Source organism: Massilia cellulosiltytica (assembly GCF_047325105.1).
GTDB classification, from domain to species: domain Bacteria; phylum Pseudomonadota; class Gammaproteobacteria; order Burkholderiales; family Burkholderiaceae_D; genus Telluria; species Telluria orientalis.
In genome coordinates, this window is the sequence record NZ_CP168562.1 from 6,285,426 (window position 1) to 6,309,637 (window position 24,212).

General features: G+C 67.6%; 23 protein-coding genes. 5 read left to right on the top strand and 18 right to left on the bottom strand.

Translation table 11 applies throughout. The annotated features are described in order from the left end of the window. Positions 1 to 14: 14 nt before the first annotated feature. From ACEN9H_RS27535 to ACEN9H_RS27605, 15 genes are all read right to left on the bottom strand, one after another. Entirely contained in the window at positions 15 to 404 is a 390-nt protein-coding gene (locus ACEN9H_RS27535) for a DUF4280 domain-containing protein (RefSeq protein WP_056126754.1), read from the bottom strand. 21 nt (positions 405 to 425) lie between these two features. Beyond that, positions 426 to 1,031 (bottom strand): hypothetical protein, encoded by a 606-nt coding sequence (locus ACEN9H_RS27540; protein WP_413672810.1) that lies wholly within the window; start codon positions 1,029 to 1,031, stop codon positions 426 to 428. A 46-nt stretch (positions 1,032 to 1,077) separates the two neighbouring features. Beyond that, on the bottom strand, positions 1,078 to 3,780 hold the full coding sequence (gene tssH, locus ACEN9H_RS27545) for a type VI secretion system ATPase TssH (protein ID WP_413672811.1): 2,703 nt from the start codon (positions 3,778 to 3,780) through the stop codon (positions 1,078 to 1,080). Between the two features lie 21 nt (positions 3,781 to 3,801). After that, a complete protein-coding gene (gene tssG / locus ACEN9H_RS27550; protein ID WP_413672812.1) occupies positions 3,802 to 4,809 on the bottom strand; it encodes a type VI secretion system baseplate subunit TssG in 1,008 nt (335 codons plus the stop codon). Continuing rightward, positions 4,794 to 6,677, bottom strand: a complete 1,884-nt coding sequence (tssF, locus tag ACEN9H_RS27555; protein WP_413672813.1) for a type VI secretion system baseplate subunit TssF — start codon at positions 6,675 to 6,677, stop codon at positions 4,794 to 4,796. Before tssF ends, tssG begins: the two co-directional genes overlap by 16 nt. Beyond that, positions 6,674 to 7,180 carry a type VI secretion system baseplate subunit TssE gene (gene tssE / locus ACEN9H_RS27560; RefSeq protein WP_056126748.1) on the bottom strand — a complete coding sequence of 169 codons (507 nt, stop codon included), beginning with the start codon at positions 7,178 to 7,180 and terminating at the stop codon, positions 6,674 to 6,676. Before tssE ends, tssF begins: the two co-directional genes overlap by 4 nt. Then, positions 7,173 to 7,967, bottom strand: coding sequence for a type VI secretion system accessory protein TagJ (locus ACEN9H_RS27565; protein WP_413672814.1), 795 nt, complete (start codon positions 7,965 to 7,967; stop codon positions 7,173 to 7,175). Before ACEN9H_RS27565 ends, tssE begins: the two co-directional genes overlap by 8 nt. 77 nt (positions 7,968 to 8,044) lie before the next feature. After that, positions 8,045 to 8,536: an Hcp family type VI secretion system effector gene (locus tag ACEN9H_RS27570; protein WP_056126746.1), complete on the bottom strand. Its 492-nt coding sequence runs from the start codon at positions 8,534 to 8,536 to the stop codon at positions 8,045 to 8,047. Between the two features lie 74 nt (positions 8,537 to 8,610). Then, complete coding sequence (tssC, locus tag ACEN9H_RS27575) at positions 8,611 to 10,098, bottom strand: type VI secretion system contractile sheath large subunit (protein ID WP_160406612.1); 1,488 nt, start codon at positions 10,096 to 10,098, stop codon at positions 8,611 to 8,613. A gap of 19 nt (positions 10,099 to 10,117) precedes the next feature. Then, positions 10,118 to 10,618, bottom strand: a complete 501-nt coding sequence (gene tssB / locus ACEN9H_RS27580) for a type VI secretion system contractile sheath small subunit (RefSeq protein ID WP_371765162.1) — start codon at positions 10,616 to 10,618, stop codon at positions 10,118 to 10,120. Between the two features lie 37 nt (positions 10,619 to 10,655). Beyond that, positions 10,656 to 11,717 carry a type VI secretion system protein TssA gene (tssA, locus tag ACEN9H_RS27585; RefSeq protein ID WP_413672815.1) on the bottom strand — a complete coding sequence of 354 codons (1,062 nt, stop codon included), beginning with the start codon at positions 11,715 to 11,717 and terminating at the stop codon, positions 10,656 to 10,658. Between the two features lie 310 nt (positions 11,718 to 12,027). Then, entirely contained in the window at positions 12,028 to 12,366 is a 339-nt protein-coding gene (locus ACEN9H_RS27590; RefSeq protein ID WP_371765164.1) for a hypothetical protein, read from the bottom strand. 5 nt (positions 12,367 to 12,371) lie between these two features. Then, positions 12,372 to 14,849: a cytochrome c oxidase subunit I gene (ctaD, locus tag ACEN9H_RS27595; RefSeq protein ID WP_413672816.1), complete on the bottom strand. Its 2,478-nt coding sequence runs from the start codon at positions 14,847 to 14,849 to the stop codon at positions 12,372 to 12,374. Beyond that, positions 14,846 to 15,775 (bottom strand): c-type cytochrome, encoded by a 930-nt coding sequence (locus ACEN9H_RS27600; RefSeq protein ID WP_413672817.1) that lies wholly within the window; start codon positions 15,773 to 15,775, stop codon positions 14,846 to 14,848. Before ACEN9H_RS27600 ends, ctaD begins: the two co-directional genes overlap by 4 nt. After that, complete coding sequence (locus ACEN9H_RS27605) at positions 15,772 to 16,161, bottom strand: c-type cytochrome (protein ID WP_413672818.1); 390 nt, start codon at positions 16,159 to 16,161, stop codon at positions 15,772 to 15,774. The genes ACEN9H_RS27600 and ACEN9H_RS27605 overlap by 4 nt, the downstream gene beginning before the upstream one ends. A gap of 83 nt (positions 16,162 to 16,244) precedes the next feature. On the opposite strand from ACEN9H_RS27605, the gene ACEN9H_RS27610 reads away from it, so the two are divergent. Then, entirely contained in the window at positions 16,245 to 16,784 is a 540-nt protein-coding gene (locus ACEN9H_RS27610; protein WP_413672819.1) for a c-type cytochrome, read from the top strand. Next, positions 16,781 to 17,137 carry a c-type cytochrome gene (locus tag ACEN9H_RS27615; protein WP_413672820.1) on the top strand — a complete coding sequence of 119 codons (357 nt, stop codon included), beginning with the start codon at positions 16,781 to 16,783 and terminating at the stop codon, positions 17,135 to 17,137. The genes ACEN9H_RS27610 and ACEN9H_RS27615 overlap by 4 nt, the downstream gene beginning before the upstream one ends. Here the strand turns inward: ACEN9H_RS27615 and ACEN9H_RS27620 are convergent. Continuing rightward, positions 17,129 to 18,610 carry a PLP-dependent aminotransferase family protein gene (locus tag ACEN9H_RS27620; protein ID WP_413675642.1) on the bottom strand — a complete coding sequence of 494 codons (1,482 nt, stop codon included), beginning with the start codon at positions 18,608 to 18,610 and terminating at the stop codon, positions 17,129 to 17,131. The genes ACEN9H_RS27615 and ACEN9H_RS27620 overlap by 9 nt on opposite strands. Before the next feature lie 103 nt (positions 18,611 to 18,713). Here ACEN9H_RS27620 and ACEN9H_RS27625 point away from each other — a divergent pair, with 103 nt between their 5' ends. Both ACEN9H_RS27625 and ACEN9H_RS27630 read left to right on the top strand, forming a co-directional pair. Next, positions 18,714 to 19,178 carry an OsmC family protein gene (locus ACEN9H_RS27625; RefSeq protein WP_413672821.1) on the top strand — a complete coding sequence of 155 codons (465 nt, stop codon included), beginning with the start codon at positions 18,714 to 18,716 and terminating at the stop codon, positions 19,176 to 19,178. Further along, on the top strand, positions 19,178 to 19,753 hold the full coding sequence (locus ACEN9H_RS27630) for an FMN-binding negative transcriptional regulator (protein ID WP_413672822.1): 576 nt from the start codon (positions 19,178 to 19,180) through the stop codon (positions 19,751 to 19,753). Before ACEN9H_RS27625 ends, ACEN9H_RS27630 begins: the two co-directional genes overlap by 1 nt. A gap of 24 nt (positions 19,754 to 19,777) precedes the next feature. Here the strand turns inward: ACEN9H_RS27630 and ACEN9H_RS27635 are convergent, their stop codons facing one another. Both ACEN9H_RS27635 and ACEN9H_RS27640 read right to left on the bottom strand, forming a co-directional pair. Further along, a complete protein-coding gene (locus ACEN9H_RS27635; protein ID WP_413672823.1) occupies positions 19,778 to 20,551 on the bottom strand; it encodes a DUF4142 domain-containing protein in 774 nt (257 codons plus the stop codon). A 337-nt stretch (positions 20,552 to 20,888) separates the two neighbouring features. Continuing rightward, on the bottom strand, positions 20,889 to 22,532 hold the full coding sequence (locus tag ACEN9H_RS27640) for an acid phosphatase (protein ID WP_413672824.1): 1,644 nt from the start codon (positions 22,530 to 22,532) through the stop codon (positions 20,889 to 20,891). A 190-nt stretch (positions 22,533 to 22,722) separates the two neighbouring features. Between ACEN9H_RS27640 and ACEN9H_RS27645 the strand changes: the two genes are divergently transcribed. Then, positions 22,723 to 24,093, top strand: a complete 1,371-nt coding sequence (locus ACEN9H_RS27645) for a S41 family peptidase (RefSeq protein WP_413672825.1) — start codon at positions 22,723 to 22,725, stop codon at positions 24,091 to 24,093. The last annotated feature ends 119 nt before the right edge of the window (positions 24,094 to 24,212 follow it).

Consider the following 24,212-nt stretch of genomic DNA (forward strand, 5'->3'; position numbering starts at 1 on the left):
GAAAAGCGGACGGGTTAGGGAATCATGGTCTTGACGGTGCCGGCATTCGTGAAGCCGATCACGCCGCCCCAGTTGCACATGCACTTGGAGACGTTGTCGAGCGCCGGCATGTTGGCGATGAGGACCGTGGGCGCGCCGGGCACCCACGGCGCGGACGTCGCCGGCACGCACGGCATGGGCGTGAGCACGCCCAGCGCCGCGGCGGTGGCCGCGGCCACCGTCGGATTGGCCGGCGAGTTGCACACCCCGAACGGCATGATGTTCACGAGCGGGATGTGGTCCATGATGTTGGCGGCGGGCGGGCCCTCCGCCAATACCTTGTTCTTCGGCAGGACGACGAGCGACGACGGTGCGGCACCGAACGTGCAGGTCATCATCGCACCCATGGAGACTTGGTTAGGCATTGGAAGGCACCGCCGGCGTCGTTATCCGTTTGCCACTGCGACGTCGCCCGGTTTGCTGATGACGTTCCAGGTTGCCGCGGGCGCGGCGCCTCCGAGCGGAATGCACGTCTGGATATGCATGACCAGGCCCGCCGCCGCACGATCGATGATGAGGCGCACGCCCGAGGTGTTTTGCGTCTTGTCCACGACGGTCGACGCGCGCGTGGACACGTGCAGCGATGGCGCGCCGCTGGCGGGCAGAAAACCCATCTCGCGGGTGATGGGGACGTTGATCGTCAGGCGCAGGTTGCTTCCCAAGTGGGCGGGATCGTCGAACACGGCCAGCGCGGCCTGCCCGGTCGGCGAATTCAACGCCTCGCAGGCGGCGGAGCCTTGCTGCAGCAGGTTCGGGAACGCCGACGACGTGGGCACGCTGCCGCGGGCGCGCGCGGCCCGGCCGCTCTCGCCAGGACGCAGGTTGGTACGGTCGACCATGACGGCATCCTGGGTACCGCCGCTGCCGGCCACCGACTTGGCATGCAGGATACGGGAATGCGCTGCCTGGCCGGTCACCGGCGAGACAACACCTTCGGCGCCTTGTAACATCGTGCGGACTTCGAAATATTCGTATCGTTTTGCGAAAGGCATATCAGGTCTCCAGGAGAAAAAAACTCAAGGTATGGTGGTGCCTGGATCAGGCAAACACGTAAGTAAAATTGCCGGCTTCGACACCGACGTTCACGCCAGCGACAGGCTGACCTTCGATCATCCGGTTCAGGAATGCTCGGCTCACGTCCGGCAGCATCGTATTGGTCAGGATCGCATCGATCATGCGGCCGCCCGACTCGCTCTCGGTGCAGCGAGAGACGACCAGTTTCACCACGTCGTCGCCGTATTCGAACGGGATCTTGTAGCGCGCCTCCACGCGCTTCTTGATGCGGTTCAGTTGCAGCCTGACGATCTGGCCCAGCATGTCGTCCGACAGCGGGTAGTACGGGATCGTCACGATGCGGCCCAGCAGCGCCGGCGGGAACACCTTCAGCAGCGGCGCGCGCAGCGCACTGGCCATGCCGTCCGGGTCCGGCATCAGGTCCGGGTCCTTGCACAGGCCCGCGATCAGGTCCGTGCCCGCGTTCGTCGTCAGGATGATCAGGGTGTTCTTGAAGTCGATGAAGCGGCCCTCGCCGTCCTCCATGAAGCCCTTGTCGAACACCTGGAAGAACATCTCGTGCACGTCGGGGTGCGCCTTTTCCACTTCGTCGAGCAGCACCACCGAGTACGGCCGGCGGCGTACGGCCTCCGTCAGCACGCCGCCTTCGCCATAACCGACGTAGCCCGGGGGCGCACCTTTCAAGGTCGACACCGTGTGCGCTTCCTGGTACTCGCTCATGTTGATGGTGATGAGGTTCTGCTCGCCGCCGTACAGGGCTTCCGCCAGCGCCAGCGCCGTTTCCGTCTTGCCGACGCCGGACGTACCGGCCAGCATGAACACGCCGATCGGCTTGTTCGGGTTGTCCAGGCCCGCGCGCGACGTCTGGATGCGCTTGGCGATCATCTCCATCGCATGGTCCTGGCCGATCACGCGCTGGCTCAGCGTGGAAGCGATGTTGAGAATCGTCTCCATCTCGTTCTTCGCCATGCGGCCGACGGGAATGCCGGTCCAGTCGCCGACGACGGCCGCCACGGCCTGGTAGTCGACGGTCGGCAGGATCAGCGGGGTCTCGCCCTGCAGCGCGGTCAGCTTCTCCTGCACGGCTTGCAGCTGTTCCTTCAATGCGGCGCGTTCCGCCTCGTTCTGCGCCGGTTCCGCGGCAGCCGTTTCGAGCTTCGATCCCGTGCCCTCGACCGGCTGCGCGCCGTCGCGCAGCTGCGCGCGCAGCGCCAGCAGTTCGTCGACGAGCGCACGCTCGTCGTTCCAGCGCTGCTCCAGGCCCGCCAGGCGTTCCTTCTCGGCCGCCAGCGCGACCTCCGTCTCGTGCGCGCGTGCGCCCACTTCGATGCCGATCGCGCCTTCGCGGCGGATGATGTCCATCTCGACGTTCAGCGCGTCGATGCGCTTGCGGCTGTCGTCCACCTCGGCCGGCGTCGCGTGCAGGCTCACGGCCACGCGCGCGCATGCCGTGTCGATCAGGCTCACGGATTTATCGGGCAGCTGGCGCGCGGGGATGTAGCGGTGCGACAGGCGCACGGCCGCTTCCAGCGCCTCGTCGAGGATCTGCACCTGGTGGTGCTTTTCCATCGTCGACGCCACGCCGCGCATCATGCGGATCGCGCGCTCCTCGCTCGGCTCGTCGACCTGGATGCTCTGGAAGCGGCGGGTCAGCGCCGGGTCCTTCTCGATGTGCTTCTTGTACTCGGCGAACGTGGTCGCGCCGATCGTGCGGAGCGTGCCGCGCGCCAGGGCCGGCTTGAGCAGGTTGGCCGCATCGCCCGTGCCGGCCGCGCCGCCGGCGCCGACCAGCGTATGGGTCTCGTCGATGAACAGGATGATCGGTTTCTCGCTGGCCTGCACTTCGTCGATGACGGAACGCAGGCGCTGTTCGAACTCGCCCTTCATGCTGGCGCCGGCCTGCAGCAGGCCCACGTCCAGCGCCAGCAGCTGCACCTCTTTCAGCGACGGCGGCACGTCGCCGCGCGCGATGCGCTGGGCAAAACCTTCCACGACGGCCGTCTTGCCGACGCCGGCCTCGCCGATCATGATCGGGTTGTTCTGGCGGCGGCGCATCAGGATGTCGACCATCTGCCGGATCTCATCGTCGCGGCCCACGATCGGGTCCATCTTGCCGCTGCGGGCCTGTTCCGTCAGGTCGACCGTGAATTTCTTCAGCGCTTCCTGCTTGCCCATCTGCGCCGGGGCGATCGCACCGGATGCCTCGCCGGGTGCGGCGGCCTGGAAGCCGTCGCTGGCCGCCATCTTCGCTTCCGGCGAGTCCTTCAGCAAGGTGCCGAAGCGATCGGACAGGTCATCGGCCTTGATCCGCTCGAACTGGCGGCTGATCGCGTACAGCGCGTTGCGCAGGTTGGACGTCTTGAGCATGCCGAACACGAGGTGGCCACTGCGCACCGACGATTCGCCGAACATCAGCGTGCCGAACACCCATGCGCGTTCCACCGTCTCTTCCAGCTGCGACGACAGGTCCGTCACCGACGTCGCGCCGCGCGGCAGGCGGTCCAGCGCGGCCGTCACGTCACGCGCGAGCACGGCGGCGTCCAGTTCGTAGTGGCGGATGATGCGGTGCAGATCCGAGTCCTGCAGCTGCAGGATCTGGTGCATCCAGTGGACCATCTCCACATACGGATTGCCGCGCAGCTTGCAGAACACCGTGCTGCTTTCGATCGCGCGGTAGCACAGCGCGTTGAGTTTTCCAAACAGTGCGACACGGGAGATTTCGGCCATGATCGGTTCTTTCGCGTGGGGTCAGCCCTGGCGGGCAGTCGGGTTGATCAAGAGTTGACGGGCATCGCGCACGGCCGGGCCGCTCGCGAGATAAGTGGTCCAGCCGAGGCGGCGCGCGCCCAGCGTGAGCGGAGGAACTTCGGGGCGCTTGAGCACGAGGCGCACGTCCCAGTCGAGCACCGTGCCGGCATAGCTCTTCACCCAGTCGACGACGCGCGTCATGCTGGCGCCGCCGGGCAGCATGCGCTCGTAGTCGTCGTAGTCGAGGGGGCCGATCACGAGCCGGAACTTGTGCTGGCAATCCCAGACCTTCGTTCCCAGCACGGCGGACGTGCCGAGGCGGTTGCCGCGGTCTTCCATGCCGATGCGGGTCTGGCCGTCCAGCGGGATCTTCATCCAGTGGCCGACGAACTGTTCGAGTTCGACGGGCAGCTTGAAGTACGCGCGCAGGATGGTCACGAGGCCTGCCGCCGGGCGGCGCTGGTTGGCCATCAGGCCGGCGAAGTGCAGCTTGGCGAAGTCGCCGATCTCGTCGCGTCCGCGCAGGGCCGGCGCACCGATGCCGAACAGGCTGCCCACGTAATCGGCGAAGCGGTCGCTGTCCGGGCGGTCCAGGCTGATGGCCGGGTCGGCCGCGGCGCGGGCGCGGTAGAACAGCGACACCATCCGGTGGTGGAACACGTCCATGAACGCCACCAGTGTGTGGTCGTTGTGGTTGCGGGCGCGGTCGCGCGCGTACTCCGTCAGGTGCAGCGGCAGCGGACCGTTGGCGCCGAACAGGCCGAAGAAGTTGACGGCCAGGCGCGCGCGCGCGTCGCCCGTGGCGGGCGTGAATCCGGCCACGGCGCCTGGCTCGAAATTCAGCGACGGATCGCGCCCGAAGCGCACGGCGTCGTCGCGCGGGCGCAGCGACGCGCCGATGCGCGGCTTGTCCGGATGCGCGTTCTCGAGCAGGCGCAGGGCCTGGAAGAAGTCCAGCGCGGCGCCCGCGTCCTCGAGCTGGCGTTCGACGTCTACAGGATCGCGCATGCGCCCTCCGCCGCCTTCCAGCGCATGATCTCGCCGCGGCCGACGGTGCGCACGACGGTCTCGGCGAACGAATTGATCGACACGTATTGCGTGAAGAAGTGGCTGAGCACCCCGCCCAGCACGAACGCGCCGGCGCCTTCGAACGCGCCGTCGTCCATCGTCACCGTGATCTCCAGGCCGCGTCCGAACGTGATCGGTCCCGGTGCCGGCATGCGCCGCGTGACGGTTTTCGACGAGACCGAGCGCACGCCCTCCACCTGGCGCTGGCTCGTCAGGTCGAGCGGATGGCAGTACAGCGCGAGCAGTTCGCGCAGGGCGCGCGCGCCCTGGTCCGGGTCGGTGTCCGCCAGCGACAGGTAATTCAGCGACAGCTGGTTGATGAGGCGCCATGCCACGCCGCCCTCGGCGAACGACGGGAACGGCTGGCTCGGGCCGCCCAGCACGCGCACCGACTGCACCGGCCCGCCCTGCTCCAGGATGAAATCCGTCTTGCCGACGCCGAGCGACATCGACAGCGGCAGGTCGCGGTTCGTGCACCATACGACAAGCCCCAGCTGGCGCAGGTTATGGTGGTATGGCGCTTCCCTGGCATCGACGAGCGTGATGAACGTCTCGGAACCGATGTACGACGAGCGCGGACCGCGCTGGCGCTGGCGTTGCGACAGCAGGCGCGGCTCGCGCCGGATCTGGTAATAGGCCTGGCCCGCCACGGTCGCGGCGCCCAGGTCGCGCGCGCTGTACAGCGGATGGAATTCCTGTTCGGCGTCGGTGCCGGTACCGTAGCCCGTCACGCTCTCGACCTGGTGCACCTCGAAGTCCATCGGCCGCGTGCGGTCGGGCAGCACGTGGTATTCGAACTGGTCGCCGGTCAGGTTGATGCGGTCGGCGCGGCGCTGGAACAGGTTCACGACAGGCGTGCAGTTCAGCGCAAAATTGCTGTGGTCGAGCGCCTGCTCCAGGCGGGCATCGCCGCGCGACAGGAGTACGATGATCTCGAGCTCCTGCTCCGCGCACGCGGCCACCGCGGATTGCAAGCCCGCCAGCTCGACGAACAGGAAGCGCTGCGCGAATGCGAAGTATTCCTGCAGCAGGCGATAGCCCTGGAAGCTGCGCTGCCCGCTGGGCAGCAGCGCGTCGTCCTCGGCGAAGCCGCGCGGGCGCAGGGCCGTCTTCGGCAACAGCGTGTGGCGCCCGGCCGGACGGCTGCCCGGCATCACGAGAACGCCTTCGACGGCGCCCAGCAGCTTTTCGTAGATCTGGCCCGGCATCTCGTCGCTGCCGCGCAGGTGCAGCGCGAGGCGGTCCAGTCCCAGTTTGGCGAACGGCATGCCGTTGGTGGTACGCAAGCGCAGGCGTAGTCCCGCCTTCACGTTCGCGGGCAGGCGCGCGTCGACGCCTTCGATGCGGCCGCCGTGCGTGAAGAATTTCGCTTCGACGAGTTCGACCGGCCACAGCGTGACCTCGTGCGCCGTACGGTATTCGCAGGCGGTGGCGTCGTCCTTGCCGAGGACGCTGCGCATCGCTGCGCCGCGCGGAATGCGGTAGCCCGCGTTCAGCGCCGGGTTCGCGAGATCAGGCTGCAGTTGCACGATCGCCATCGACGGCGTCGGTGCGAGGAAATGCGGGTAGACGAGTTCCGACAGGTGCTGGGTGAAGCGCGGGAACTCGGCGTCGATCTTCATCTGCACGCGCGCCGCCATGAAGGCGAAGCCCTCCAGCAGGCGCTCGACGTACGGGTCGGCGCACTCGAAGCCTTCCAGGCCGAGGCGGCCGGCGATCTTCGGGTACTGGACCGCGAACTCGCCGCCCATCTCGCGCAGGTGCTGCAGCTCCTGGCTGTAGTAGCGAAGCAGGCGTGGGTTGGTCATGTCCGTGCGCCGGAAAATTCGGTGAGGCTGATCTGCGCAAGATCGAGATCGAGTTCGGTCTTGAGGAACAGGCGCTCGGGATACGGTTGGGCCCACATGTCGGCCTGGATCTCGAACATGATCTTGCTGATCGATTCCTGCTGCGGCACGACCTTGACGGTCACGGACGAGCGGATCAGGCGCGGTTCGAAATCCCAGATGGCCTGGCGGATCGCACGTTCCAGGTCGGCCGCGCTCATGTTCGCCAGCGACGCGCCGGACATGTCGGGCATGCCGTAATTGAGGACGGAGCTCGCCAGGTGCGGCAGGCGCGGCACGTCGGAAACGGACAGCAGGTTGGTCGTGTTCAGCAGCCACGCGAGGTCGCGCAGCACGCCTTCGCGCAGGCTGCGCACCGACAACACGCGCCGTTCGCGCGACTCGACCGCCTGGTCGGGTTCATCGTCGGTGAGGCGGTCGAGCAGCGAAGGTTGCAGGCGCTCGCGCGGTGCCAGTTCAGCCATGGTCGCCGGTATTGTCGTTCGGGTCGAATTCGATCAGGCGCGCGTCCATCAGCGGAAAGTCGTTTCCGCCGTCCGTCAACATGCGCTGGCCGAGCGGAAACTCGCCGGTCCACTCGGTCTTGCGGGCCAGCTTCAGCGCGTCGTCGGACGCGTCGACGCTCCCCGGGTAACGGGTCGGGATCAGCCCGACGGCCTGGGCGCCGTTGGTCCAGGTGAAGGTAGCGGCCGTCCAGACGGCGTCGCGCAGGTCGGCCGGCGGGTCGATCTCGATGCGCGCGATGCGCATGAACGGCACCCATACGTAGCGGCCGTTGACGATCACTTCCAGCACGGGGCCCAGGCGGCCGTCGGCATCGGCCAGCCAGTCGAAGCGCGCGCCGTCGATCGCGCCGGGCGACGCGGGCGCGGCGTCGAACGCGGCGGCGCGCAGGCCGGCGGCGGCATCCGGATCGGTGGCATCCAGCTTGAGGGCTTCGGCCAGCTGGGCCATCCAGGGCTGCGGCTCGCCGAAGATCACGGGGGCGCGGCGGCCGGCAAAGATTTCGGCACGCAGGGCTTCGCACTGGATCGCCTCGCGATAGGTCTGCACCATCGGCAGCGCGCCGGCATCCATTTCGCCCGCGACGTTCAGCTGAGTCAGGGCTCGGTTCCACTGGCCCAGCACGGACAACAGCTGGAACAGGAACACGCGCAGCTTCGCGTCGCCACTGTTCTTGCGCACCGCATCCTGCAGCGCGGCGAGGGCGCCGGCCAGGTCTCCATCACGAATCAGCTGTTGCGCGAGCATCGCACGTCCCCTTGAAAATTCTGTAACCGGCTTGCCGGCCGCGCGAGGGCGGCGGCAAGCCATGCGCGGCTGTCCGATTAAACGGCCGCGTTCTCGGCGATGTTCCAGGCGAAGGTCTTGTCGCCTGCCACGGTGCCCTTGCTGTCCTGCGGGGTGTACGCGAACGTCACCTTGCCGAAGTTCAGCGTGACGTTCTCGGTCAGGCGGTCTTCGCCGCCGCTGCCGCCGGTCGAGATCGAGGTCACCAGGACTTCTTCCATGGTGATCAGGATGTACTTCTGCTGGCCTTCGCCGGCTTTACGCACCATCAGCACGGCCTTGTCGAGGTGCGAACCCTTGGCCAGGGCGGTCATCAGCGCGTTGGACGAGCTGTCGACGTACTTGGTGAACGAGATGTCCTGGAAGTTGGCCTTGCCGGCGCCGCCGCCACCGCCCATGTGGGTGGTGCCCGACTGGCTCATGCCCCAGCTCCAGGCCAGGATGTCGATGTCGCCCTTCGGACCCTGGACCTTGTCGCGCGACTCGCCCTTGATCTTGTCGCCCATGTTGATGAACATATCCAATGCCATGTCTTCTTCTCCTTGTTGGTTGTACTTCCGAATACGCGCGGACGGTTTGTTCCGCGCGGGACTTCAAAAAACGGTCAGGCTTTCGCCGACGGCAGCTTCGACACGAGGCGCAGCGACACGGTCAGGCCTTCCAGCTGGTAGTGCGGACGCAGGAAGAACTTGGACGTGTAGTAGCCCGGGTTGCCTTCGACTTCTTCCAGCACCACTTCGGCCGCGGCCAGCGGTTTCTGGGCCTTGGTCGTTTCGCTGGAGCTGCCCGGGTCGCCGTCCACGTACTGCATGATCCACTTGGTCAGCCAGCGTTCCATCTCGTCGCGTTCCTTGAACGAGCCGAGCTTGTCGCGCACGATGCACTTCAGGTAATGGGCGAAGCGGCAGGTCGCGAACAGGTACGGCAGGCGCGCGGCCAGGGCGGCGTTGGCGCTGGCGTCCGGGTCGTCGTACTCGGCCGGCTTGTGCAGCGACTGCGCGCCGATGAAGGCGGCGAAGTCCGTGTTTTTCTTGTGCACCAGCGGCATGAAGCCGTTGGCCGCCAGCTCCGCCTCGCGGCGGTCCGAGATCGCGATCTCGGTCGGGCACTGCATGTCGACGCCGCCGTCATCGGTCGGGAAGGCATGCACCGGCAGGCCTTCGACCGCGCCGCCGGACTCGATGCCGCGGATGCGCGAGCACCAGCCGTATTCCTTGAACGAGCGGTTGATGTTGACGGCCATCGCGTAGGACGAGTTGGCCCACGTGTAGTTCTTGCTGCCCTCTGCGCTGGTGTCTTCCTCGAAGTCGAATTCCTCGACCGGGTTGCTCTTGGCGCCGTACGGCTGGCGTGCCAGGAAGCGCGGCATGGTCAGGCCGACGTAGCGCGAATCCTCCGACTCGCGGAACGAGCGCCATGCGGCGTGCTCCGGGGTCTGGAAGATCTTCGTCAGGTCGCGCGGGTTGGCCAGCTCGTTCCACGACTCCATCAGCATGACCGACGGCGCGGCGGCCGCGATGAACGGCGCGTGCGCGGCGGCGGCCACCTTGGCCATCGACGACAGCAGCTCGACGTCCGGCGCGCTGTTGTCGAAGTAGTAGTCGGCCACGATGGAACCGAACGGTTCGCCGCCGAACTGGCCGAATTCTTCCTCGTACATCTTCTTGAAGATCGGGCTCTGGTCCCAGGCCGTGCCCTTGAACTTCTTGAGCGTCTTGCCCAGGTCGTTCTTCGAGATGTTCATCACGCGGATCTTGAGCATCTCGTCGGTTTCGGTGTTGTTCACCAGGTAGTGCAGGCCGCGCCAGGCGCTTTCGACCTTCTGGAACTCCTCCGTGTGCATGATCAGGTTGACCTGCTCGGTGAGCTTCTTGTCGAGCGCGGCGATCAGGCTCTGGATCGTGCCCAGCACGTCGCTGGTGATCAGGTTGGTGCCGGCGAGCGCCTGCTCGGCCAGCGTGCGCACCGCGACTTCGACCGATTCCTTGGCCTTGTCGGATTGCGGCTTGAATTCCTTTTGCAGCAGCGCGCCGAAGTCGCTCATCTCGAGCGTACCTGACTCCTGCTGGCTTTGTGCTAACGCTTCGGACATTCTGTTCTCCCGTCTTTCTTTATTCGGTGGGCTTCGGTGCGGACGTCAGCGCCTGCATCAGCGCGGGTTCGGCGAGCAGCTTGGAGATCAGCTCTTCCGCGCCGGTCTTGCCGTCCATGTAGGTCATCAGGTTGGCCAGCTGGCCGCGTGCCTCGAGCAGCTTGTTCAGCGAATCCACCTTGCGCGCGACGGCGGCCGGGGTGAAGTCGTCCATGCTTTCGAAGGTCATGTCGACGGCCAGGTTGCCCTCGCCCGTCAGCGTGTTCGGCACCTGCACCGCGACGCGCGGCTTCATGGCCTTCAGGCGCTCGTCGAAGTTGTCGACGTCGATCTCGAGGAACTTGCGCTCCGCGACCGGTGCCAGCGGCTCGGCGGGCTGGCCCGACAGGTCGGCCAGGACGCCCATCACGAACGGCAGCTGCACCTTCTTCTCGGCGCCGTACACTTCGACGTCGTACTCGATCTGCACGCGCGGTGCGCGATTGCGTGCGATGAACTTCTGGCTACTTTCTTTGCCCACGTTTACTCCTCCTTGAATGAACTACCGGCCTGCTGATTCAATAATCGTCCGACCCGCTGGACTCGCCCGGCTGGGGCCCACGGATCACATACAACTGCTGCATGCTGTCGGGCGCGAGGTTCTCCATGACTTCCATGAAGCTCATCGGCGCCAGGCGCTTGGCCCGCTCCAGCAGCATCGGCACGGGGCTCGACGGCTCGTAGCGCTGGTAGTAGGCGAGAATCTTGTCGATCATGCGGATCACGTCGGCGCGGCTGGTCACGTCGCCCGTGATGCCGGCGGCGCGCGGTGCGGCCGTGCCGCCGCCCGGTGCCGCGGCCTCGTCGCCATCGGGCGCAGCGGCCGGCGCCTCGGGCGCGGCTTGCGCGCGGCTGGCCAGCAGGTCGGCCATGCGGCGCAGCTGGCGCGTGAGCGGGGTGAGGTTCAGCGACTGGGTGCTGCCCACGTGGTGCGCGAGCGCGGCCTCCAGGCTGACGATGCTGTCCAGCGCACCGTTGACGGCGCCGGTGGCGGCCTGCATCGCGTCGTCGGACACGTCGGCCAGCGCCGCGTCGATCGATTCGGGCGACAGCGCGGCCTGCCCGTCAGGCACGGGGGCCTCGCCGTGCGCCTGCTCCAGCACGCGCAGGGTCAGGGCGCCGAGGCCGGGCAGCATGACGAAGGCCGTCTCGCGCAGCTCGCGCAGGGTCGTCGCCGGGTCGGTCAACTGGGCCAGGCAGTTGAGGCGCAGCGTGGGGTCGTTGTCGTCGTCCGGATCGAGTTCGGGATGGACGCGGTCCCAGCGCTCGGTGACGAGGCGTTCGAGCAGGCGGGTGCCGTCGGCGAAGCCGGGCAGCGCATGCAGCGCCAGCAGCGCGCGCACGAGCGGCATCGCCACGCGCAGGTCGCGCGTGCGGCCGAGCAGCTCGAGGGCCTGCTTCTTGACTTGCTTCCATTCAGGGGGGACGGCGGGGACGATCGTGTCCCCGTACTGGACTTCTGGCTTGCCGAGCACACTCTGCTCGAGCTCCAGGAAGGCGGGGTCATACTCGAGATTCGGTCCGCAAGGGGCGGTCTCCTCCAAATCCTCGAGCAGGACATCGACGTCGACAATACTCATGATTGTGCGCGTTCTAACTAGTTTTAGACGTGTGTTCGAACTCGTCGTCACGGCAACGGGGGCCACGCGCGGTTCTTATTTAGTGTGTTTCGTGAGGATTTTTCCTCTACGAATCGGGCACTATACGCCATTTGCTGTGCTCGCCGTTAATAAGAAACGTAATTTTTTTTGCATTAAACGTTGCCCAAAACAGTTGACAGCAGTTTCAGCACACGTTCATTTTCGGTACAGATGAGCCAAGTGAAAGGCATTGGTTGCCTTTCATGGAACGATGGTTGTAATTTCTTTACAAGAGATGTCAATACGGCGTTCAGGCGCAGCCGGTGACCAGGAGTAGCGGCACGCCCGTCCACGCCACCGCCACGAGGGCCAGCACGGCCAGCACGAGGCGGGCCCAATCGAGCAGGCCGGCATCCTCGCGCCGGGGCACTTCGCGCGCGCGCCACGCGAGCCATGCGCACGCGCCGATGGCGGCCAGGGTGACGGCGCCCAGCAGCACGCGGTCCGGCCCGCCGGGACGCATGCCGGCCGGCGTGCACTGGGCCGCCGCGAGGCCATAGGCGAAGGCGAAGTGCAGGCTCCACACGAGCAGCGGCAGCGTCCCCGCCAGCAGGCGGCGCCAGAACGGTTCGCGGGTGCGCGGCATCATGGCCATCACGCCATCAGCAGCGGCACGAGCCGCACGACGAGCATCCCGGCGATGCCCTGCAACGTGGTCATGTGCCACACGAGCGCGATGGTGTCGAGCGCTGCGCGGCTGCGCTCACCCAGCAGGCCGCACCATGCGCGCGCGGCGAGATACGGCGCCAGCACGGCGAGCGTCACGACGTGCAGGCCCTGGTAGGAGGCCAATGCCGCGACGCCCGCGCCCCATGCGGTGGCGGTCGGGTCCAGCCCGGCATCGAGCAGGCCGCCCACGTCGACCGCACATGACGCGAGCACGCAGCCCAGCGCCGCCAGCACGAGCCACGGCAGGCGCCGCGTGCCGACGGCGCGCGTCGCGAACCACACGAGCAATGAGCCCAGCACCAGCAGGCCGGCGGACGTCAGCGCGAGGTCCTGCGAGGGCAGCGTGGCGCCGGGCGGCGGGCACACCGTCAGGCGCATCGTCACGTGCACGTAGGCGAACGCGAAGCACGCGAAGATGCTGAGGTCGACGACGAGCATGACGACGGCGGCCCACCACGCGTGCGATGCCGTGCCCGTGGCGCCGACCGGTATCGACTCGCCGTGGCCGATGTCCACGTCGGCGACGGTGCTTTCGCGATCCGCCTGCCACATCCACCCGAGCACCGCCGCGATGGCCGCCACGCCGCAGATCCATGCGAGCACGTGCAGCTTCACGGTCAGCAGCAGGAAGAAGGCGGCCGTGCCGGCGGCGGCGATCAGGGGCAGCCAGCTGTCGCCGGGCAGGATCAGCACATAGCGCGGGGCCGCCGCGACGGGGCTCGTGGCGATGGTCTCGCGCGCGCCCGTCGCCGTGCGCGGCAGGTAGTGGCCGCCCTCCTCCACCTCGCGCACCAGTTCCGGCCGGTCCCACAGCGGGTCGATCGAATCGATGCGCGGGATGCTGCGGTTGCCGTAGTCCTCGGACGGCAGCCATTCGAGCGTGGGTGCATTCCATGGGTTGCCGACGGGGCGTTCCGGCCTGCGCAGCGACCGCCACGCATCCCACGCGAACAGCGCCACGCCGAGCGCGAACGTGAACGCGCCCACGGTCGACAGCATGTTCAGGCCATTCCACCCGAGGTCCGCCGCATACGTGTAGACGCGGCGCGGCATGCCGAGCAATCCCGTCACGTGCATCGGGAAGAACGCGACGTTGAAGCCGACGAACATCAGCCCGAACACCCAGCGCGCGAGCCCTTCCGACAACCGGTTGCCGTTCACGAGCGGCAGCCAGTAGTACAGCGCGGCGAACACGGGGAACACCATCCCGCCGATCAGCACGTAGTGAAAGTGCGCGACGACGAAATACGTGTCGTGCACCTGCCAGTCGAACGGGATCACGGCGACCATCACGCCGGTCAGGCCGCCCAGGACGAAGATGGCCATGAAGCCGAGCAGGAACAGCGTGGGCGCGTTCGCTTCGACTTTCCCTTTCCACAGCGTGGCGATCCACGCGAACACCTGGATCGCAGTGGGCACCGCCACCGCCATGCTGGCCGCGGAAACAAAGCCCATTTCCAGCGTGCCGAGGCCCGCGGTGAACATGTGGTGCGCCCACAGGCCGAAGCTGAACACGCCCACGCCGACGAGGGCCGCGATGATGGCGCGGCGCGCGACGAGCGGCGTGCCGCCAAGGGTCGGCACGATCGTCGACACCATGCCGGCGGCCGGCAGAAAGATGATGTAGACCTCGGGGTGGCCGAAGAACCAGAACAGGTGCTGCCACAACAGCGGATCGCCGCCGCGGTCGGCGATGAAGAACGGCCAGTCGAACGCGCGCTCCAGTTCCAGCAGCGCCGTGCCCGCGATCACGGCGGGGAACGCGAACACGATCATCACGCCCACGACCAGCATGGCCCACGCATACACGGGCATGCGTCCCAACGTCATGCCCGGTGCGCGCGTAAACAGGATGCCGACGATCAGTTCGATGGCGCCGGCGATGGCGGAGATCTCGATGAAGCCGATGCCCAGCAGCCAGAAGTCGGCGTTGAGGCCCGGCGAATATTTCAGACCCGTGAGCGGCGGATACATGAACCACCCGCCGTCCGGTGCGAGGCCGGCGAACAGCGTGCAGAAGAATGCGAGGCCGCCGATGGCGTAGGCCCAGAACGCGTACGCGGACAGGCGCGGGAACGGCAGGTCGCGCGCGCCCAGCATGTTCGGCAGCAGGTACACGGCGATGGCTTCCACGATCGGGATCGCGAACAGGAACATCATTACCGAGCCGTGCATCGTGAACACCTGGTTGTACGTCTCGGCGCCGAGGAAGCCGTTGTCCGGCACGGCCAGCTGCACGCGCATCAGGAGGCCCAGCACGCCGGCGAGGATGAAGAACAGCAGCGCCGTGCCGATGTACAGCAGCCCGATGTTCGTGTTGTTCACGGACGAGAAGAAGCGCCAGCCGCGCCGCGTGCGCCAGACGTCTTCCAACCGCGCGAGGTCGTCGTCCCGGGCCGTCATTGCAGGTGCTCGAGATAGGCCGCCAGCGCGCGCAGCGTGTCGCCGTCGGTACCGGCGGCGGCGGGCATGAACACGCCCGGCTTGACGGCCTGCGGGTCCGCGATCCAGCCGGCCAGCGTGTTCTGGTGCGTCTGCAAGAGGCCCGCGCCGATATGCGCGCGGCTGCCGACGTGCGTCAGGTCGGGGCCGAGACGGCGCGCCTCGGCCACGCCGCGGATCGTGTGGCACGTCTGGCAGCGCTGTTCGAGGAAGGCGGCGCGGCCCCGCTCCAGCAGCGCGCCCTGCGGTGCGCGGGCCGGTGATGCCTGGCGCCGCAGCCAGTCGCGGAACGCGTCGGGCGCCAGCGCCACCACGTGCAAGGCCATGTTCGCATGCTGGGCGCCGCAGAACTCCGCGCACTGGCCGCGGTAGACCCCGGGCCGGTCGGCGCGCAACGTGAGGCCGGTGACGCGGCCGGGAATCATGTCGCGCTTGCCGGACAACGACGGCACCCACAGGCTGTGGATCACGTCGGCCGCGTTCAGGCCCACGTACACGGCCTGCCCGACCGGGATGTGGATCTCGTTGGCGGTGACGATCTCGCGTCCGCCGGCCGGATCGCGGTAGCGCACTTCCCACCACCACATGCGCGCCGTGACGGAGATCGACAGCGCGGCCTGCGAGCTTTGCGGAACCAGTTGCGCGCTGCGCCACGTGCTCCACGTGAGCAGCGCCGACAGCACGAGCACCGGAAACGCGACGCCCGCACCCGCGATCCACAGGCCGGGCCGCAGCGGCCGCGCGTTGTCGCGCAGGCTGAGCGCCATCAGCGCCATCACGGCGACGAAGATGACGGTGGCGGCCCCGAACAGGACCCAGGCGAACTGGCTGATGACGGCGGCGTCATGGCCGGCCGGGTGCAGGACGGATTGCAGCGTCCCATTCATCGCAGCGTGTACAGGTAGGCGGCCATGTGCCTGGCCTCCTGTTCCGTCATGCCCATGGCCGGCATGACCGTGCCGGGCTTGAGGGCGGGCGGATCGAGCAGCCACGAGACGAGACGCGGCGGCACGTTGGGAATGCCGCCGGCGATGTAGCTCGAGCGCCCGAACTTTTCCAGGTCCGGACCGGCCTCGCCGCCCGCGCCCGGGACGTCCGGGATCTTGTGGCATGCGCCGCACTGGTATTGCGTGACCAGTTGCTTGCCGATCTTCGCGTCGCCGCCGATGTACGGCTTGCGCAAGTCGTCATCACCGCAGCCGGACAGCAGCCCCGCGCACGTCAATACGAGCGCGGCACAAGCGATGGAAGAGCGTGACAGGGAGGTCGGCACGGTTGAATCCACGACGTTGAGTTGGCTTTTATAATACCGGAGACGATGCATTTTTTTTAACACGATTCGTTTGGGACACTCGCATGCCCGCCACGCGCGCCCGCCTGATCATGATGACCGTCATCACTACCCTGCTGGGATCGGGGATGATCGCCGCGCTCGCGGGCTTCGTCGTGCTGCGCGCCGGCTGGTACGACATCGGCGCCACCACGCAGCACTTCCCGTTCGTCTACAGCACGCTCGAACAAGCCATGCATTACTCGGTGCGGCGCCATGCGAAGAGCGTGGCCGAACCCGCGCTGGGCAACCACGAGCAGGTGCTGCGCGGCGCGGCCGTCTACCGCGACAACTGTGCCCAGTGCCATGGCGGTCCCGGCACGGCGCCCGGCAAGCATGGCCTGAGCATGCAGCCCGTGCCCGGTCCGCTGGTGGACGCCACGCGCCACTGGAAGCCGCGCGAGCTGTACTGGATCACGCGGCACGGCATCAAGATGAGCGGCATGCCGGGCTGGGAATACCACCTGAGCGAGGACGAGCTGTGGTCCACGGTGGCGTTCATCATGCAGCTGCCCACGCAGAGCGCGGACGATTACCGGGCAATGACGGCGGAGGCGAAGAAATGAAACGGCCCGTCCTGCTTCTCGCGGCGCTCGTGCTGGCCGGCTGCGGCGATGCCAACCGCGCCCCCGTCGGCCTGCAGGGCGACGCCGCGCGCGGCCGGATCGCCCTCGCGCAGTACGGCTGCCGCGCCTGCCACATGATCCCGGGCGTGACCGGATCGAAGGTCTATGTGGGGCGGCCGCTCGAAGAGATGGCCAAGCGTCCCATCATCGCCGGCACGTTGCCGAACAACCAGGCGAACCTCGTGCGCTGGATCCGCGATCCGCAGGCCATCGACCCGAAGACCGCGATGCCCGTGCTGGGCGTGTCCGAGCGCGATGCGATCGACATGAGCGCCTGGCTGCTGTCACACTGATGCGCGCTCGATTGCGCGGGCCAGGTCGGCCACGCCGGCGCGGATCGCGTCCGGCGTGAACGCGGAAAAGCCGAGCAGCAGCCCGGGATCGATGGCGCAGGCGGCGCCCGCCTGCGGATTCGTGTAATAGCCCAGCGTGCGCACGTCCACGCCGACATCGCGGGCGTGATGGGCGACTGTTTCCTCGTCCAGCCTCTCGGTGAAATGCACGCACAGGTCGAGACCCGCGTCCGACGGCCCCTGGCGCAGCCGGCCGCCAAGGCGCGCATCGAGCGCATCGACGAGGGCTTGCCGGCGCTCCCCATACGCGTCGCGCGTGCGGCGGATGTGGCGCGCGAAGTGGCCGCCGGCGATGAAGTCGGCGAGCGTCGCCTGCGGCACGATGGGGCTGTGGCGGTCGACGACGGCCTTCGCCCGCGCCAGCGCCGCGGCCAGCGCGGGCGGCGCCACGACATAGCCCAGCCGCAGCGCGGGGAACAGCACCTTCGACAACGTGCCCACGTAGATCACGCAGCCCGCGCGGTCCATGCTTTGCAGCGACGCGAGCGGCGGGCCGGTGTGGCGGTATTCGCTGTCGTAGTCGTCCTCGACGATCCACGCGCGGTTCGCCTCGGCCCAGCGCAGCAGTTCGAGACGGCGGCGCAGGCTCATGGTCACGCCCAGCGGCAGCTGGTGCGACGGCGTCGCGAACGCGAGGCGCGCATCGGGATAGTGCCTTGCCGCGTACGCGACGTCCATGCCCTCGGTGTCGACCGGCACCGGACACACGCGCGCACCGGCCACCGTGAACGGCGCCACCGCGCCCTGGTAGCCGGGCGATTCGATCCACATCGCTTCGCCCGGCGCGAGCAGCAGCTGGGCCAGCAGGTACAACGCCTGCTGCGAGCCGGACGTGATCACGACCTGGTCCGGCGTGCACTGCACCCCGCGCGACGCTTTCAGGTAGGCGCACAGCAGCTCTCGCAGGGGCGCGTATCCGGCGCCGGGACCGTAGCCGAGCGCCCCGGTCGAATGGCGCCAGTGGCGCGCCTCCAGCCGGCGCCAGACGTCGAACGGGAACAGGTCCAGGCCCGGCATGCTGGCGCGGAAGGCACGCAGCGGCCCCGCGTGGTGCAGCACGCGCGCCATGCCGCCCGCGATGAGTTCGCCGCGCGCCGACAGCGGCCGCACCATCGGCGCCGTGGCGGCATCGCCCGCACGCGCACCGGCCGGCAGCGACGCGCTGACGAACGTGCCCTTCCCCACCGTGCCCTGCAGATAACCCTCGGCCATCAACTGCTCGTACGCGGCGAGCACGGTCTGGCGCGATACGTTCAACAGGCCGCACAGGGTGCGCGTGGCCGGCAGGCGCACGCCGGCGGCGATGCGGCCGTCGAGGATCGCGTCCTTCAGGTGGACGTACAGCTGGCGGAACAGCGGTGTCGGGGCATCGCGCTCGAGCGTGGCGGCGGCGAGGATATCGTGGACGTGCATGGGGGCAGGGTCAGGATTGGTACGCCCATCTTCCAGATAATTGGTCATTTGAGCAAGCCATCCTTGAACTTAAGATGACAGCTCGTTCGCACACGGAGAAATGATGAAACGATTCGAAGCCACCCTGGCCTGGCAGCGCGGCGACCAGGCCTTCACCGACCTGCGCTACAGCCGCGCGCACCGCTGGCGCTTCGACGGCGGCCTGGACGTGCCGGCCTCCTCGTCGCCCTTGTCCGTGCCCGTGCCATTGTCGGACCCGGCAGCCGTCGATCCGGAAGAAGCCCTCGTCGCGGCCGCCGCCAGCTGCCACATGCTGTTCTTCCTGTCGCTCGCGGCCGCGCGCGGCTACGTCGTCGACCGCTACGAAGACCGCGCCGTCGGCCTGCTCGACACCGGTCCGGACGGCCGCGCGGCCATCACCCGCATCATGCTCGATCCCGTCATCGCGTTCGGCGGCGAACGGCAGCCGGATCGCGCGGCGCTGGCCGAGCTGCATCATGAAGCGCATGCCCGCTGCTACATCGCCAATTCGCTGAAGGGAGACGTCGTCGTGGAGGGATTCGAATAATGTATGTGCCGAGACAATTTGCCGTGGCCGACGAGGCCGACATGCTGGACCTGATCGCCGCCAATCCGCTGGGCGCGCTCGTGCGCCTCGGCACCGGCGGGCTGGAAGCAGATCACATCCCGTTCGAGCTGGTGGCGCCCACGGAAGCCGCGCCGCACGGTCTGCTGCGTGCCCACGTGGCACGCGCGAATCCGATCTGGCAGGCGGGCGATGCGGCCGTGCTCGCGCTGTTCCAGGGCGCGTCCAGCTATGTGTCGCCGCTGCTGTACGACGTCGAGGCGGCCGGGGGACGCGTGGTGCCGACGTGGAATTATCAGTCCGTGCATGCGCACGGGCGGCTGCGCGCGATCGACGATCCGGCGTGGATCCTCGGCCTGATGACGCGGCTGACGGGGCGTCATGAAGATGCGCGCGCCGGATGGAAGGTGGAGGATGCGCCGCGCGAGTTCATCGACAAGGTCGTGCGGACGACCGTCGGCATCGAGATCGTCATCGAACGCCTCGAAGCAAAATTCAAGATGAGCCAGAACCGCACGCCCGAGGACCGGGCGCGCGTGCTGGCTGCGATGGGATAACGCTGGCAGTGCTTATTTGCCGGCTTATTTGCCCGACGTCGTACCCGCCTTGGCCATCGGCATCTGCTCGGCCGATTTGAGGTGTTGCGCGACGACCGGCTCGGTCTTGTCGACGAGGGCCTTCACTTCCGGATCCTTGGCCTTCTTCGACGCGGCCATCAGCTTGGCGTGGACAGCCTTGTGATCCTGGACGCCGGCCTGCTTCATATAGGCCTTGTCGAAGGCGTCGCCGCTCATCTTTTCCAGCTTGGCGGCCATGGCCTTGTGCTTGGCGTCCGGCTCGGTCGGCAGGGTCACGCCGCGCGCCTGGGCCAGCGCCTTGACCTCGTTCAGGTTGGCGGTGTGGTCGTCGATCATCTGCTGGGCGAACGCTTTCACCTCGCTGCTCTGGCTCTTGCTCTGGGCGAGCTTGCCACCCTCGACTTCGGCCATATTGGCCATTGCCATATCCTTGAGAATCTTCTCGTCGCCAGTGCTCAGCTTCGCGCCGGTGGCCGTACCGGCCGCCGACTGGCCGGCGCCGCTGGCGCCCATGCTCGAGGTGGCGTTCTTATTGGCCATGCCGGCCGCGCCCGCCTGCTTGCTGCGGTTTTCCATGCCGGTGCTGTTGGTGTTGTCGATGGTGCCTTCGCGGGTGGTTTTACCGGACGTGTTCTGTTTGCCGGGCGTGCTGCTGGTGCCGGTCTGGCTCGGGGTCTGGCTGACCGCCGCCGTCTGGGCGTGTACGCCGACGGTGGCGAACATCGCTGCCACTGCCGAGACGGCCAGCAGCCCTTTCAAGGTGTTCTTGTTCTGCATGTTTCGCTCTCCTGAACTCTGTTATGAAGTTGGCGCCTGGCGGGGGCCGCAGTGCGCAAGCTCGTGTTTGAATGACAACGGCCGTGGCCAAGTGTATCGCCGCGTTTTCTTGAACAGCGCGCGTTAGCCAGCAGGAAAGTTTTATCGATATGCGAAGAATGAACGGCCTCAAATTCGGGGTCAGAGCACATTTCAGATCAATGTCCTGATGTGCACGAGTCGCCGAATGCAGATGCCGGCCGGCCCGCCCATCTGGACGGACAGGCCGGCACCGTCGCCCTCAACAAGTTGCTGCCGAGATCGTGCCAAAAAATGGGCTCTGACCCCGAATTGTCGATCAGCGGAAGCTCAGCGCACCGGTCAGGTCGCCCGGCGGACGCGCCCCGCGCGCCGCGAACGCCGCGTTGCGTGCGGCCAGGCCTTCCAGCAGCGGCAGGCCGTGCAGGCGCGTGATGAAGCGCAGGATCGACGTCGTGTCGTAGAAATTGTGGTCGACGGCGCCCTTCTTCGCGTACGGCGAGATGACGATCGCGGGGATGCGCGAACCCGGGCCCCAGCGGTCGCCCTGCGGCGGCGCGACGTGGTCCCACCAGCCGCCGTTCTCGTCGAAGGTGACGACGACGACCATGTCCTTCCATTGCGGCGACTTCTTGAGGTGCTCGATCACGTTGGCCACGTGGGCGTCGCCGGATTCGACGTCCGAATAGCCCGCGTGCAGGTTCAGATTCCCTTGCGGCTTGTAGAAGCACACGGCGGGCAGCTTGCCGGCAATGGCGTCGGCGATGAATTTGTTCGAGATCGGGCTGTCACCCATGCCGCCGTCGCGCAGGTGCTCGGCGCGCGCCGCGGTGCCCGGTCCGAACTGCCTGAAATAGTTGAGCGGCTGGTGGTGGAACTGGAAGTTCGGCCGCTCGCCTTCGCCGCGGCCGTCCAGCGCCGCCTGCCATGCACCCGCATACCATGCCCAGCTGACGCCCTTCTCGGACAGCAGGTCGCCGATCGTTCGATACGTTTGCGGCGGCAGCACGGCCGGGTCCTGCGGATCGGCCAGGTGCGCATCGCCGCCCGGCGCCGGGCGCACCCAGCTCGGCTGGAACGGCGGCGCCATCGTGTTGACCGCGTAGCCGTCCGGCGTGATCGCGCCGTTGTTGACGAACTTCGGCTTGCCCTCCAGCGCGGACTTCGGCGAATCCGGCGCGAGCGCGAGGCGGACGCCCGTCGGGCCGTCTTCCAGCACGGCGATCTTTTTCGCGGCCGGCGTGGACGCCGCATCGAAGAACTCCGGCACGCGGCCGCTGATCAGGAACTGGTGGTTCAGGTAGGAGCCGCCGAACGCGCCCATGAAGAAGTTGTCGCACAGCGTGAATTCGCGCGCGATCTGCCACAGGCCCAGGTTCTTCGACGTCTCGCCGTAATGCCCCATCGTCAGCGCGCCGTTGTCGCCCCACGCGACGAAGCCGTCGTTCTTGCCGCCGTTGATCTGCATCTGGTTCTGGTAGAACAGGTGCCACAGGTCGCGCGTGATGATCGCTTCCGGCAGCGGCTTGTCGGCGGCGTCCGTCAACCTGAAGGGCGCGTTCGGCAGGTGCTGGATGTCGTCTTCCCTGATCAGGTAATCCTTGCCGCCGATGTTCTGGCGCGCGGGCACCATGCCGCCCCAGATCTTCGGCAGCTCCGGCAGGACGCTGCCGTCGCGGTCCTTCTGCGGGATGGCATTCGCCGCCGGCAGCGGTTGCGCGAGACCGGGGAAGTCGGCGAACAGATTGTTGAAGCTGCGGTTCTCCAGGTAGATCACGACGACGTTCTTGACGTGCGCCTTCAGCTTGGCGTCCAGCGAGCCGGCGACCGGCTTGACGGCCCTGGCGGCGGGCTTCGCCTCGCTGGCCGGCGCGATCGATGCCGACAGGCCCACGGCGGCGGCGGCCTGGAAGATGCGGCGGCGCGCAGGGCTGGCGGGGTGGTCGTCGTCGTGATCCTGCATGGCGTTCTCCTGGGGCGCAAAGCATCGATTATCTGTTCTTTTTGCCATCAGGAAAAGAAAAAAGCCCGTCAATACGGGCAAAAGCGACAGCAATCGCTTACAACGCCTTAACGCCGATTTACCCCCCTTTAACCGCGCTTAACACCACCGCAAGCCAGAATCCCGGGAACGAATCGACGAAAGGAACACCATGAAACGCACCGCGCTCGCCGTCCTCGGCGCCCTCTCCCTGGCCTGCGCGCCCCTCGCCCACGCCGACGACACGGCAACGCCCTCCCTGAAGCTGCCGCAGGCGCAGGTGGAACGGCTGCTGGAGGTCTACGCCCTGATCAAGCAGAACTACGTCGGCGAGGCCGACGACAAGGCGCTGTTCGACGGCGCCCTGTCCGGCATGCTGGCCGCGCTCGATGCGCATTCGCGCTACCTGGACAAGGACGCCATGCGCGACGTCGGACGCGAGAACAGCGGCGAGTACGTGGGCATCGGCATCGAGGTCGAAGGCGACCGCAAGCAGTTGCGCGTGGTGTCCGCCACCGAAGGCTCGCCGGCCGAACGCGCGGGCATCCGGGCGGGCGACGTGATCGTCTCCGTGGACGGCGCGCCCGTCGCCGCCATGGCGGGGGACGACGTCGCGCGGCGCATGCACGGCGCGCCGGGCACCGTGGTCGCGGTCGGCATCGCGCGCCGCAACAAGGTCGAGACGCTGCGCATCACGCGCGCCGACCTGCACAACGACACGGTGCGCGTGAAGATGGCGGCGCCGGGCCTCGCGTGGATCCGCATCTCGGAATTCGGCGGCGCCACGGCGGCCGACCTCGCGGCGGCCCTGAAAAAACTGGACAACCCGCGCGGCCTGATCCTCGACCTGCGCAACGACCCGGGTGGCCTGGTGTCGACGGGCGTCGCGGTCGCGGGCGCGTTCCTGCAGCCGGACACCGTGCTGTTCTCGGCGCGCGGACGCGAACCGGGCGCCAACGCCACCGTCACCGTCGACGAGCGCTACTACCGCCAGCAAGGCCAGCCCGACGTGCTGGCCGGCCTGCCCGCGTGGACCCGCACCGTGCCGCTGACGGTGCTCGTGAACGGCGCGTCCGCGTCGGCCGCGGAATTGGTCACGGGTGCCCTGCAGGACCAGCACCGCGCCACCGTCATCGGCACGCGCACGTTCGGCAAGGGTTCGATCCAGTCCGTCATCGGGCTGGACGCGGACAGCGGCATCAAGTTCACCGTGGCGCGCTACTTCACGCCGAACGGCCACGAGATCCAGGCGCGCGGCGTCACGCCCGACATCGTCGTGACGCCGGCCGTCGCCGCCGACGACGACCTGCTGCTGCGCGAAGCGGATCTCGCGAAGCACCTGCCCGCGACGCAGCCGCTCGGCACGATGGCCGAAGCGAAGCGCGAGCCGGTCGAGTCCACGCGCACGTTCGGCACGCGCGACGACAAGGCCCTGCAGACCGCGGTGGCCGTCCTGACGCCCGAAGACAAGCGTTCCTCCACGCTCGCGGCCCTGTTGCGCCGCTGGAGCGGTGCGCCGCTGGCGGCGACCGCCGCGCCGTAACGATCACGTCACAATCCCGCGTCAGAATACGCATCGCTCCCAGGGAAGAGAGCACATGGCGGCTCGGCCGCCCTACCGGCGTCGGCGGTCGGGAAACATACCGGCACCAACACACCGTC

Excerpts from the sequence above, each read along its gene's own strand:
- ctaD (WP_413672816.1), bottom strand. The coding sequence starts at position 14,849 with ATGACGGCCCGGGACGACGACCTCGCGCGGTTGGAAGACGTCTGGCGC.
- tssE (WP_056126748.1), bottom strand. The coding sequence starts at position 7,180 with ATGGCTGAACTGGCACCGCGCGAGCGCCTGCAACCTTCGCTGCTCGAC.
- tssC (WP_160406612.1), bottom strand. The coding sequence starts at position 10,098 with ATGTCCGAAGCGTTAGCACAAAGCCAGCAGGAGTCAGGTACGCTCGAG.
- ACEN9H_RS27630 (WP_413672822.1), top strand. The coding sequence starts at position 19,178 with ATGTATGTGCCGAGACAATTTGCCGTGGCCGACGAGGCCGACATGCTG.
- ACEN9H_RS27635 (WP_413672823.1), bottom strand. The coding sequence starts at position 20,551 with ATGCAGAACAAGAACACCTTGAAAGGGCTGCTGGCCGTCTCGGCAGTG.
- tssA (WP_413672815.1), bottom strand. The coding sequence starts at position 11,717 with ATGAGTATTGTCGACGTCGATGTCCTGCTCGAGGATTTGGAGGAGACC.
- ACEN9H_RS27535 (WP_056126754.1), bottom strand. The coding sequence starts at position 404 with ATGCCTAACCAAGTCTCCATGGGTGCGATGATGACCTGCACGTTCGGT.
- tssG (WP_413672812.1), bottom strand. The coding sequence starts at position 4,809 with ATGCGCGATCCTGTAGACGTCGAACGCCAGCTCGAGGACGCGGGCGCC.
- ACEN9H_RS27540 (WP_413672810.1), bottom strand. The coding sequence starts at position 1,031 with ATGCCTTTCGCAAAACGATACGAATATTTCGAAGTCCGCACGATGTTA.
- ACEN9H_RS27590 (WP_371765164.1), bottom strand. The coding sequence starts at position 12,366 with ATGATGCCGCGCACCCGCGAACCGTTCTGGCGCCGCCTGCTGGCGGGG.
- ACEN9H_RS27565 (WP_413672814.1), bottom strand. The coding sequence starts at position 7,967 with ATGCTCGCGCAACAGCTGATTCGTGATGGAGACCTGGCCGGCGCCCTC.
- ACEN9H_RS27625 (WP_413672821.1), top strand. The coding sequence starts at position 18,714 with ATGAAACGATTCGAAGCCACCCTGGCCTGGCAGCGCGGCGACCAGGCC.
- ACEN9H_RS27570 (WP_056126746.1), bottom strand. The coding sequence starts at position 8,536 with ATGGCATTGGATATGTTCATCAACATGGGCGACAAGATCAAGGGCGAG.
- ACEN9H_RS27620 (WP_413675642.1), bottom strand. The coding sequence starts at position 18,610 with ATGCACGTCCACGATATCCTCGCCGCCGCCACGCTCGAGCGCGATGCC.
- tssF (WP_413672813.1), bottom strand. The coding sequence starts at position 6,677 with ATGACCAACCCACGCCTGCTTCGCTACTACAGCCAGGAGCTGCAGCAC.
- ACEN9H_RS27615 (WP_413672820.1), top strand. The coding sequence starts at position 16,781 with ATGAAACGGCCCGTCCTGCTTCTCGCGGCGCTCGTGCTGGCCGGCTGC.
- ACEN9H_RS27640 (WP_413672824.1), bottom strand. The coding sequence starts at position 22,532 with ATGCAGGATCACGACGACGACCACCCCGCCAGCCCTGCGCGCCGCCGC.
- ACEN9H_RS27645 (WP_413672825.1), top strand. The coding sequence starts at position 22,723 with ATGAAACGCACCGCGCTCGCCGTCCTCGGCGCCCTCTCCCTGGCCTGC.
- ACEN9H_RS27600 (WP_413672817.1), bottom strand. The coding sequence starts at position 15,775 with ATGAATGGGACGCTGCAATCCGTCCTGCACCCGGCCGGCCATGACGCC.
- ACEN9H_RS27610 (WP_413672819.1), top strand. The coding sequence starts at position 16,245 with ATGCCCGCCACGCGCGCCCGCCTGATCATGATGACCGTCATCACTACC.
- tssH (WP_413672811.1), bottom strand. The coding sequence starts at position 3,780 with ATGGCCGAAATCTCCCGTGTCGCACTGTTTGGAAAACTCAACGCGCTG.